This window comes from Pedococcus sp. NPDC057267 (assembly GCF_042668795.1).
GTDB lineage: Bacteria > Actinomycetota > Actinomycetes > Actinomycetales > Dermatophilaceae > Pedococcus.
Genome location: NZ_JBHUYG010000126.1, coordinates 1 through 10,023, shown reverse-complemented (window position 1 = coordinate 10,023; position 10,023 = coordinate 1). Strand labels below are relative to the sequence as shown.

11 protein-coding genes are annotated in these 10,023 nt (G+C 75.5%); 2 read left to right on the top strand and 9 right to left on the bottom strand.

Features of this window, described 5'->3' with window-relative positions; genetic code table 11:
* Window positions 1–142: 142 nt before the first annotated feature.
* From ACFUC1_RS18935 to ACFUC1_RS18900, 8 genes are all read right to left on the bottom strand, one after another.
* Window positions 143–571 (bottom strand): Rv3654c family TadE-like protein, encoded by a 429-nt coding sequence (locus tag ACFUC1_RS18935; protein ID WP_379122569.1) that lies wholly within the window; start codon window positions 569–571, stop codon window positions 143–145.
* Window positions 568–921 (bottom strand): TadE family type IV pilus minor pilin, encoded by a 354-nt coding sequence (locus ACFUC1_RS18930; protein ID WP_379122567.1) that lies wholly within the window; start codon window positions 919–921, stop codon window positions 568–570. The genes ACFUC1_RS18935 and ACFUC1_RS18930 overlap by 4 nt, the downstream gene beginning before the upstream one ends.
* Window positions 918–1,112, bottom strand: coding sequence for a DUF4244 domain-containing protein (locus ACFUC1_RS18925; protein ID WP_379122565.1), 195 nt, complete (start codon window positions 1,110–1,112; stop codon window positions 918–920). Before ACFUC1_RS18925 ends, ACFUC1_RS18930 begins: the two co-directional genes overlap by 4 nt.
* Before the next feature lie 144 nt (window positions 1,113–1,256).
* Window positions 1,257–1,823 carry a type II secretion system F family protein gene (locus ACFUC1_RS18920; protein WP_379122563.1) on the bottom strand — a complete coding sequence of 189 codons (567 nt, stop codon included), beginning with the start codon at window positions 1,821–1,823 and terminating at the stop codon, window positions 1,257–1,259.
* Window positions 1,820–2,521 carry a type II secretion system F family protein gene (locus ACFUC1_RS18915; protein WP_379122561.1) on the bottom strand — a complete coding sequence of 234 codons (702 nt, stop codon included), beginning with the start codon at window positions 2,519–2,521 and terminating at the stop codon, window positions 1,820–1,822. The genes ACFUC1_RS18920 and ACFUC1_RS18915 overlap by 4 nt, the downstream gene beginning before the upstream one ends.
* Window positions 2,518–3,795, bottom strand: a complete 1,278-nt coding sequence (locus ACFUC1_RS18910; protein WP_379122559.1) for a TadA family conjugal transfer-associated ATPase — start codon at window positions 3,793–3,795, stop codon at window positions 2,518–2,520. Before ACFUC1_RS18910 ends, ACFUC1_RS18915 begins: the two co-directional genes overlap by 4 nt.
* Window positions 3,792–4,607, bottom strand: a complete 816-nt coding sequence (locus tag ACFUC1_RS18905; RefSeq protein ID WP_379122557.1) for a hypothetical protein — start codon at window positions 4,605–4,607, stop codon at window positions 3,792–3,794. Before ACFUC1_RS18905 ends, ACFUC1_RS18910 begins: the two co-directional genes overlap by 4 nt.
* Window positions 4,608–5,442: 835 nt before the next feature.
* Window positions 5,443–6,285 (bottom strand): Fic family protein, encoded by an 843-nt coding sequence (locus ACFUC1_RS18900; protein WP_379122555.1) that lies wholly within the window; start codon window positions 6,283–6,285, stop codon window positions 5,443–5,445.
* A 174-nt stretch (window positions 6,286–6,459) separates the two neighbouring features.
* Between ACFUC1_RS18900 and ACFUC1_RS18895 the strand changes: the two genes are divergently transcribed.
* Window positions 6,460–7,029, top strand: coding sequence for a hypothetical protein (locus ACFUC1_RS18895; protein ID WP_379122553.1), 570 nt, complete (start codon window positions 6,460–6,462; stop codon window positions 7,027–7,029).
* On the opposite strand, the gene ACFUC1_RS18890 is transcribed toward ACFUC1_RS18895, so the two are convergent.
* Complete coding sequence (locus tag ACFUC1_RS18890) at window positions 6,971–7,843, bottom strand: hypothetical protein (RefSeq protein WP_379122551.1); 873 nt, start codon at window positions 7,841–7,843, stop codon at window positions 6,971–6,973. The genes ACFUC1_RS18895 and ACFUC1_RS18890 overlap by 59 nt on opposite strands.
* Before the next feature lie 151 nt (window positions 7,844–7,994).
* Here ACFUC1_RS18890 and acs point away from each other — a divergent pair, with 151 nt between their 5' ends.
* Window positions 7,995–9,941: an acetate--CoA ligase gene (gene acs / locus ACFUC1_RS18885; RefSeq protein WP_379122549.1), complete on the top strand. Its 1,947-nt coding sequence runs from the start codon at window positions 7,995–7,997 to the stop codon at window positions 9,939–9,941.
* The last annotated feature ends 82 nt before the right edge of the window (window positions 9,942–10,023 follow it).

The following is a 10,023-nucleotide window of genomic DNA, read 5'->3' as shown; positions in this document are numbered from 1 at the left end:
GGGTTCGGGCAGCGAGGGGAACGGCGCGGGGTCCAACGGCTCCGCCAACGGCCGGTCCGCCGGCACCTCCGCTCCCGCGGCCGCCACCCCGGCCCTCCCGCGACGCGACGTCCCCCCCCCCCCCCCACCCGGCCCCCGGGCCTCACTGTGTCGGACCGGCGCGTGCCAACGCTGTGGCGGCCCTGGGTTGTGCGGGGACACCGACGGTCACGCGAGTGCTCGTCCGTACGAGCAGCGAACCGTCGGCCCCGGTGCTGCAGGCGACGAGCACAGCACCGTTGCGCCCGGCCACCACGCGGGCAGCGCCGCAGGCCGAGGAGGGCGCACCACCCTGCCCCAGTGCCACGGCGCCCGAGAGCGCAGCCAGGTCGGCTGCCGCCCTGGCGCGGTGCGCGGCCAGCACGGCACTGGCGACCGCGACCCCGGCAACGGTCAGAAGGAACAGCGCCGCCACGACGCCCACCATGAGGACCGTCCCGCTCCCCTGGTCGTGCGCCCGCCTTGGCCTGTGCCGGTGCCGGTGCCGTGAACCTCGGCGTGGGCGGACTGGTCGGCTGAGGACCGGACTCACCCGACGTCCTCCCGCGCGGCCACCGCGCGGGCGGACGGCACGCCCACAGCACCCAGCCAGCGCAGCGCGCGCGGTGGACGACCACGGACTGCCGACTCGACCACGGACCCGGCCAGCTCGACGGTGACGGTGGAGCCGGGCGGCGCCAACCTGCGTCCGAGGGCGACCGCGCTGCCGGGACTGTCACCACGGGCGGCTGCCCGAACGGCCGCCCGTGCCGCGTCGGTGCACCGGACCTGGTCCGTGACGGCCCGCACCGCACCAAGGCCCATGAGCAGGCACAGCACGACGGCGGGGACGGCGACCGCCAGCTCGACGGTCGCCATCCCGTCCTCGGGCCGCCGGTTCACCCAGCCGTCCCGAGGGCGGTCGTGATGATCCCGGCCAGGGCGGACTTGACCCCGCCGGACCGGACCACGGCCAGCAGCACGGCCGCGAACGCGCAGGCCGCCAACGTGCCCACCGCGTACTCGGCCGTCGTCATGCCGGCCTCCGCCCTCCGCCGCAGCCCCTCGACCCTGCGGTCCCATGTCCTCTTCATGCGTGCTCCTCCCGTGTCGCGAAGGCCGTGCGCCTCCTCTGGGTCCAGACAAGCGGGGATCCGAGCACCCGGACAGGGCGGCCGTCGTCGCCGGTGGACAACGACCGAGGCGCCACCGGACTGTGGACGACGCTCGGCCCCCACTCACGAGCCCAGGACGCTCGCCGCCAGGGCCAGGACGACAGGGATCACCGCCGTGCAGGCGAATGCCGGGAGGAACCCGAGGCCGAGCGGAAGCACCAGCAGCACGCCGGCGCGCGCCGCCCTGCGCGCCTGGTCCTGCTCCTGCTCGTCCCGGATCCGCACCGCCGCCTCGACGAGCAGACCCGTGGGCGACGCACCCGTGGCGGCGGCCATCTGGAACGCGAGCGCCGCCGGACGCCAAACCGGCCCGGCATACCCCCAGGCCTCCGCGACGGGTACACCCCAGCGCAGCGCGGCCACGACCGCGTCGAGGTCACGGCGTACCGCCCCCTGCGAGACGGCCGTGACGCCGGACACCGCACCGGCGAGGTCCGCGCCGGACCGCAGGGCCAGGACCACGAGCACGAGCGCGTCGGCGACGTCCTCGCGGCGCGGCGACCCCGTCGGGGTGCTCGCCGGCCCCCGCGGTCGACCCTCCGTCGCCGCACTGGCACCTCGCCCGGCCGGGCCACGCGAGGGCCACACCAGGACCGCGGCCACGGCCAGGAGCACTGCCACCCAGGTCATGCGGCCTTCGCCAGGATCCGCGCACTCCACCACCGCGCCAGCACTGCCAGGACCAGGCCGGCGAGCAGGCTGCCGGTTGCAGCCGGGCTCGAGAGGTAGAGGGTCCGGGGACCGATACCGCAGGCCAGGCCCACGAGCGGCCCCGACAGGGGCAGGAGCAGCAGCACGAGCATCGAGGCACGCGGTCCTGCGGCTGCGGAGGCGACCCGGTCCGCGGCACGACGCCGGGCGCGCACCACGTCCAGAGAGGTCTCGAGGGCATCCGCGAGCGGGGCCCCGGTGTCCTCGGTGAGCGCCCACGCACTCGCCACGAAGGCCAGCTCGTCGCTCGTGAGTCGGTTTGCCCACCGTGACCACACGGGTGCCAGCGGCTCGGCACGCTGTCCGGTCGCGACGAGGTCGGCCACGAGGCCGTCCAACGAGCCCGGACCGAGGGCCGACCGTGCGGCGTCGAGGGCCACCGCGGCCGGCGCACCGGAGCGCAGGGGACCGGCCACGAGCGCGAGCAGCTCCCCCAGTGCCTCGTCCCGGCTGTGACGGGCGCGGCGCGACCCCGCCCCCGGGAGCCGCGCCCGCCAGGACACCCCTGGGGCGACCTCGACGCTCCCCGCGGACCACTGCGGTGAGGGCCTCCCGGCGCGAGGCCAGGCCAGGACGGCCGCCGCTGCGAGCAGCGAGCAGACGACCACACCGGTCATGCGCCCGGCCCCGTCAGCGATGGGGATGCAGGAGGCACACCGGCGTCGGAGCCCGGGCGACCACCGCCGTCTCCCCGCTCGGCAGGCTCGCCACCCGGCGGGGCCCAACCGACCGCCTCGGCCAGCTCGTCCCACGCCGGACCCCGGGTGCCGGAGACCGCGTCCAGCGCGAGGTCGCAGCGGACCTTCCCCGTCTCACGGGTGGACCTCAGCACGGACAACGAGGCCACCCGTCGCCCCTCGGTGCGTCGCTGCACGTGCACGACCACGCGCACCGCGGACGCGAGCTGGGCGTGGACGGCGGCCGGCGGCATACCGGCCAGGGCGCCCAGCGCCTCGAACCGCGCTGGGACGTCGACCGGGGCGTTGGCGTGCACCGTCCCGCAGCCGCCCTCGTGCCCGGTGTTGAGCGCGGCGAGCATCTCGCGGACCTCGGCGCCTCGCACCTCACCCACGACGAGCCTGTCCGGACGCATGCGCAGCGCCTGGCGCACGAGGTCCACGAGGCCGACGGCGCCGCGGCCCTCGACGTTCGGGCCGCGACCCTGCAGCCGCACGACGTGGGGGTGGCCCACCTGGAGCTCGCGCACGTCCTCCACGAGCACCAGGCGTTCCGCGTGTGGCACCTCGGCGAGCAGGGCGGCCAGCAGGGTCGTCTTGCCGCAGCCCGTCCCGCCCGTCACGACGAACGAGCACCGGGCCAGCACCAGCCGGCGCAGCAGCTCCTCGGCCAGTGCCCCGAACATGCCGGACGCCCCCAGCGCGCGGAGCCCGTCGGCGCGGGCCCTCGGCACCCGCAGGCTGACGTGGGCACCGCCGTCGACGAGCGGGGGGAGGATCGCGTGGAGGCGCACACTGCCCGGCAGCAGGCCGTCCACCCAGGGCTGGCTCTCGTCGAGCCGGCGCCCCGCCAGCCCCGCCAGCCGGACGGCCAGGCGCCGCGCCGCGGCGGGGTCCTCGAGCTGGACCTCGGCCCGGACGAGGCCGGCCCCGCGGTCGACCCAGACCGAGCCGTCACCGTTGACGAGCACGTCGGTGACGTCGGGGTCGAGCAGCATCGGCTCGAGCGGTCCGGCCCCGAGCACCTCGGCCGCCAGCCGTTCGCGCGCGGCAAGGACGCCGGCCGCGCCGAGGGTCGCGGTGTCGACCGCGGCGACCTCCTCCACGAGCCGCGCGTCCGGGGAGAGGCCGCGCCGGATCTGGTCGGCGATCGCCCGCCCCTGCCGGGGCGCGGGCGGGCCGGGGACGCGACCTGCGGGGGATCCGCGGGTCACCGCACACCCCCACGGGCCGCGGACGTCGGCTCGAGCCCCGGCAGGCGTTCCTCCGTGGCGGGCACGGCACGCCGTACGCCCGCCACGCTGTCCACCGCCGGCACCTGCACACGCCGAGCCGGCCCCGAGCCGGCCCCCACCCCCACCATCCCCAGCACGCGGTCGGCCACCGCCTCGACGGCGCCACGTCCACGGGTCCCGGGCACCCGCGCCCGGTCCTCGTCCGCACGAACCCGCACCTCGTCCCGCAGCACCGCGGCCAGGGGGAGGTCCAGGTGCACCGCGACGTCCTCCGGCGCAACCGGCTCCCGGCGGGCGCCGCGCAGGACGAGGAGGGCGTCGGACGGCAGCACACCCGACTGCACCAGCGCCCCCGCGTCCGCGAGCCGCCTGGCGCTGACGCCGGCGAGGACCACCACCGAGGTGCACAGGTCCAGCAGCTGCGGGGCTGCACCGGTGTCGAGGACCACGAGACCGCACACCTCCGCCAGCCCCTCCACGACTGCTCGCACCGTGGCGGCAGCCGGCGGAGTGCCCCGGGATGCGAGCACGCGCAGGGACCCCTCCCCCGGCAGCGCCCGCAGCACGGCAGCGCCGTCGACCCGTCCCTGCAGGTCGGCGAGGTCGCCCCAGCGCAGGCCGGGCAGGTGCTCGAGGCAGGCCGTGACGTCCACGCCACCCCCGCTGGGACGGCCGTCGACGCAGGCGGACACCCCGAGCAGCGGACCCGCGCGGACGGCGAGCGAGACGGCCAGCGTCGACGCCCCCAGTCCGCCGGAGGCGCCCACGACACCCAGCACGTGGTGGTCCATGCCAACCAGCCTCGTGCGCGACAGCGGGCGGGGACACGGCCGCACCGCGCCCCTGTGGACGGACGGCTCAACCGAGGCGAGCTGTGGACGGCCAGCCCTCGTCGAGACGACGGTGCCAGTACACCGGCCTCTGCCCGGCCCCGTCTCGCCCGGCCCCGTCTCGCCCGGCCTGGCCCCGTCCCGCGGCGTGAGCCCTGCGCCTGCCCCGGGAAAGGGGACGGCCCCGGTCGGGGGGACAACCGGGGCCGTCGACGCGCCATGCTCCGGGGGGGAGGAGCAGGTGCGCCGGTCCGCTCGACCCCGAGGGGGAGCGAACGGAGTAATCGTGGACCATTTAGCCTTCAACCGCAACTCGCCACGCGCCCGGCGTGGCGCGGCCACGACCCACGCCCACCGCGGCCACGACCCACGCACACCAAGGGCACCACGCGGCCCCCGCACCCCCTGTGTCGGCCGTCGCCGCAGGGGCTCCGGACCGACCCTCGGACGCGGGATGGCACCCCGCTCGTGCGAGGTGCCATCGACCGCGACCCGGCTCGGGTTACCAGGCGTGCACTCAGTTGTCGCAGCGGGACAAGCCCGCCCACGATCGGTCCACCAGTGGACTGCCCGCGCGTGGGTGCCCGAGGGGATCGCGGTGGTCGTCGGACTCGCGTACGTCGACTTACCTCATGTCTACCCCTGTCCGGCGGGCAACGTAAGCCTTGACTTTGGTCCCGGGTCCGCCCCTGACGCGTCGCCGCAGGTCAGCCGCGCCGACGCCGCGACGACCCGGGCGCGAAGCGCTCCGCGGCTGCGCTGCGAGCCCTCCCGGGACCCCTCGCCGGCGCCTCCCTCAGGCCAGCCGGCCCGCGCGCACGGCGTCGCAGACCTCGACCCCGGCAGCGGCCGCCGCGACGAGCGCGTCGGCGCAGTGCTCCAGCCACAGCCCCACGCCAGCGCCTGAGCCGGTGCCGTATGCCGCGAGCGCGCCGAGGTACGCCGGGCCGCCCTGCGCCGCGTGCCCGGCCTCGACGACGGCGACGCCGGTGGGGTCGAGCCCGCGCGCCTGCACGATCGCCCGGGCCAGCGCCCGGGCGACGACGCCGTTGCCGCGGACGAACGGGCGTGCCGTGACCACCTCGGCGTGGGCGACGGCGGCGACGACCAGGGCCGGCACGGCCGCGTCGACGGTGAGGACCGCAGTGAGGGAGTCGAGTCGCGCCGCCAGCGACGCGGCGCCCGGGGCCGGCCCCAGGTCGGTGAACTCCGCGCTCCCCTGGTCCCCGGTGCGCGGGCGGCCGAGCTGGTCGGGGGCGACGAGCCCGGCGGCCGCAGCCACGTGCAGCCGCGCCAGGGCCTGCAGTGGCGCCGACGACACCAGCGCGCGGACGTGCTCGCTCTCCGCCGTCGCCTGGACGGCGCCGCGGGCCACCTGCTCGACCGGGTCCGGCTCGAGGGGCCACTGCGCCGCCCCACGCATGACGTCGCGGACCAGGTCGAGCGGCACGGTCGCGCCCTCGAGCGCGGCGCTCGCCTGGGCGCCGCGGACCCGCGACTCGGCCGACGCCTCGGGGATGCGCCGGCGCAGCGCCTCGTGCCAGCGCAGCTGCTCGCACGCCTGCCGCGCGGCGGCGACCTTCTCGGGGATGCCGGGAAGCTCGCCCAGGGCGGTGAGGGAGGAGGCGACGTCGACCACGGCGAGCAGCCTAGACAGGCGGGCCGTCGCCTCGTGGCGCCGGCCCTGGACTGGTGGGTACCCGGGCAACACCGGACGAGCCCGGGACGATGGACCCTGGTGTCGGCCGCACGGTCAACGGACGGTGGGCCTCGGACGTCCTTGGGGTGCCCGCAGGCTCGGAAGGAGACCGCCATGACCACACGCCTCACCACCCGTACGCGACTGGCAGTCCGGTCGCTCGTCGTTGCCGTCGCAGCGGGGGTGCTGCCCCTCGTGGCGGCGACCGCACCCGCCGAAGCCGCTCCCTACTGCGGCATCCGGTGGGGGTCGCTGCCCAAGAGCGTCTCCACCATGGTGCGCGGACCCGTCACCAACGTCCGCTCGGGACAGCACGCGTGCTACGACCGCCTGGTCGTCGACCTCCGGGGCACGGCGCCCGGGTACACCGTCAAGTACGTCACGAACGTCTACACCGAGGGCAGGGGCACGGTCGTCCCACTGCGCGGCGGCGCCAAGCTGCTCGTCGTCGTGCGCGCGCCGGCATACACGTCCACCGGCAGCCCGAGCTACCTCCCGCGGTCCCAGGCGAACGTCGTGAACGTCACGGGTTACCGGACCTTCCGCCAGGTGGCGTGGGCGGGCACCTTCGAGGGCCAGACCTCACTGGGTCTCGGGGTGCGGGCACGGCTGCCGTTCCGGGTCTTCACGATCCAGGACGCACGCTCCGCGCGGCTGGTGATCGACGTCGCCCACCGCTGGTGAGCGCCCGGGCCGCGGCGACGAGGACCGCCAGCACCAGGGCCACCCAGAACCAGGCCGCCTGCGAGCGCAGCATCGCCTCGCTCGAGGTCCACCACTGGGTCCGCACGAAGTCCCAGCAGGCGTTCGCCACCGCGCGGGCCTCGCCGCGGCGCGACCCGATGTTCATCCGCGGGTGAAGCACGCCCCAGCCGTAGCGGCACGCGGCCGCGAGCAGCCCGGCCACCAACCACGTGAGCAGCACCCGGAGGACGCTCAGCACGGTCGGGGCGACCCGGTGCCAGCTCGCCACCGCGAACGGCAGGGCCAGCGCGACGGCAAGGGGCGCACCGTGCGGCCAGGTCGCCGGCGAGAACCCCGCCACGAACGCCAGGACGCCGGCCGCGCCGAGCGGCCCCTTGTGCCCCCGCGCCCCGAGCACGATCCCGACGAACGCGCTCCCGGCCAGGATCAGGGCCAGCGACTGCCGCTCGTCGGGGTAGGTGTCGTGCGAGGGCGCACTGACCAGCCAGCCCAGCACGCTCCAGCCGATGACGACGACGAACCGCGGCCACGGCGAACGCACGACCAGCGACACCGACGCCGCCGCAGCCGTCGCTCCGAGCAGCACGAGGTCGCCGTCGAGCGGGCGCAGCGGCAGCCGCGGCCACGACTCCAGGCCCCAGAAGCCGGCCGGCCACCACAGCACCGCGCCGACGACGACGGCCACCCACGGCCACACGCGCCGCGACGTGTGCCGCCAGCCGGCGAGGGCGCCCGAGCCACGGTCCTGCTGGGCCTGCGAGGCCGGGGCGAGCCGCGCCGTCTTCTCGGTCACGACGCGAGGGTAGCCGTCCGGCGCGGCTGCCGTCCGCCGGTCGAGCCGAGCCGCCGCTCCCCTTGTCCCGCGCGGCGGATGCGGGTTGGCTGGGCGGGTACCCGCGTGCTCGCCCACCGAGCCGCCTGTCGTTGATGCCAGGAGGTCCACCGTGTCCCAGTCCACGTCATTCGAGCCGAGCGCCGAGTTCGCCGAGCAGGCCAACGGGCAGGCGGGGCTGTACGACGAGGCGGCCGCCGACTTCGAGGGCTTCTGGGCCACCCAGGCGCGCGAGCGGATCAGCTGGTCGACCGACTTCGGGCAGACCCTTGACTGGAGCGGCGCGCCCTTCGCCAAGTGGTACGTCGGCGGCGAGCTCAACGCGGCATACAACTGCGTCGACCGGCACGTCGAGGCCGGCAACGGCGACCGCGTAGCCATCCACTTCGAGGGCGAGGGCGGGGACACCCGCACCATCACGTATGCCGACCTGCAGCGTGACGTGGCGAAGGCCGCCAATGCGTTGGAGTCGTTGGGAGTCCGCAAGGGCGACCGGGTGGCGATCTACCTGCCGATGATCCCCGAGACGGTTGTCACCATGCTGGCGTGCGCGCGGATCGGCGCCCCGCACTCGGTGGTCTTCGGCGGGTTCTCCGCCGACGCCCTGCGAACGCGGATCGCCGACGCGGAGGCCAAGGTCGTGGTCACGAGCGACGGGCAGTTCCGCCGCGGCAAGCCCGCCCCGCTCAAGGCCGCGGTCGACGAGGCGGTCAGGGGCGACGGCTCGCCGGTCGAGAAGGTGCTCGTGGTCCGGCGCACGGAGCAGGACGTCGAGTGGGACGACTCGCGGGACGTCTGGTGGCACGACGTCGTCGGCTCCGCCGGCGACCGGCACGAGGCCCCCGCCCACGACAGCGAGCACCCGCTGTTCATCCTCTACACCAGCGGCACCACCGGGAAGCCCAAGGGCATCTTCCACACGACGGGCGGCTACCTGACCCAGGCGGCATACACGAACTCGGTCGTGCACGACGTCCACCCCGAGTCCGACGTCTACTGGTGCACCGCCGACGTGGGCTGGGTGACCGGCCACTCGTACATCGTCTACGGGCCGCTGGCCAACGGCGCGACGCAGGTCATCTACGAGGGCACGCCCGACACCCCGCACCAGGGCCGCTGGTGGGAGATCGTCGAGAAGTACAAGGTGACGATCCTCTACACCGCCCCCACCGCGATCCGGACCTTCATGAAGTGGGGCGACGACATCCCGGCCAAGTACGACCTGTCGTCGCTGCGCGTCCTCGGCTCGGTGGGCGAGCCGATCAACCCCGAGGCTTGGCTCTGGTACCGCAAGCACATCGGGTCCGACCGCTGCCCCATCGTCGACACCTGGTGGCAGACCGAGACCGGCGCGATCATGATCAGCCCGCTGCCGGGCGTGACCGACCTCGAGCCGGGCTCGGCGCAGCGGCCGATCCCCGGCATCAGCGCGGAGATCCTCGACGACGACGGGAACCCGTTCACCGCGCCGGAGAAGGTCGGCTACCTCGTCCTCACCAAGCCGTGGCCGTCGATGCTGCGCGGCATCTGGGGCGACCCGGAGCGGTACAGGGAGACGTACTGGAGCCGGTTCGGCGAGAAGTACTACTTCGCGGGCGACGGCGCGAAGTACGACGAGAAGGGCAACATCTGGCTGCTCGGGCGCGTCGACGACGTCATGAACGTGTCGGGCCACCGCCTGTCGACGGCCGAGATCGAGTCGGCGCTGGTGTCGCACCCGTCGGTGGCGGAGGCCGCGGTCGTCGGCGCGACCGACGAGACCACCGGCCAGGCGGTGTGCGCCTTCGTCATCCTGCGCGGCGGGGCCGAGGACCACGGAGACGAGACGGTGCAGGAGCTGCGCAACCACGTGGCCAAGGAGATCGGCCCCATCGCCAAGCCGCGGCAGATCATGGTCGTGCCCGAGCTGCCGAAGACGCGCTCGGGGAAGATCATGCGCCGCCTGCTGCGCGACGTGGCCGAGAACCGCGAGGTCGGCGACGTCACGACGCTGGCCGACTCCTCGGTCATGAGCCTGATCAAGCAGGGCCTGTCCTCCGGCGCCTCCTCCGAGGACTGAGCCATCCCTGACGTGGCGGACGGCGGCGGTCCGGCAGAGGCCCCGCCGGAGGGCCCGAGCGGCCCGGTCCGCGGGTACACCC

Excerpts from the sequence above, each read along its gene's own strand:
- ACFUC1_RS18895 (WP_379122553.1), top strand. The coding sequence starts at position 6,460 with ATGACCACACGCCTCACCACCCGTACGCGACTGGCAGTCCGGTCGCTC.
- ACFUC1_RS18905 (WP_379122557.1), bottom strand. The coding sequence starts at position 4,607 with ATGGACCACCACGTGCTGGGTGTCGTGGGCGCCTCCGGCGGACTGGGG.
- ACFUC1_RS18920 (WP_379122563.1), bottom strand. The coding sequence starts at position 1,823 with ATGACCTGGGTGGCAGTGCTCCTGGCCGTGGCCGCGGTCCTGGTGTGG.
- ACFUC1_RS18925 (WP_379122565.1), bottom strand. The coding sequence starts at position 1,112 with ATGAAGAGGACATGGGACCGCAGGGTCGAGGGGCTGCGGCGGAGGGCG.
- ACFUC1_RS18915 (WP_379122561.1), bottom strand. The coding sequence starts at position 2,521 with ATGACCGGTGTGGTCGTCTGCTCGCTGCTCGCAGCGGCGGCCGTCCTG.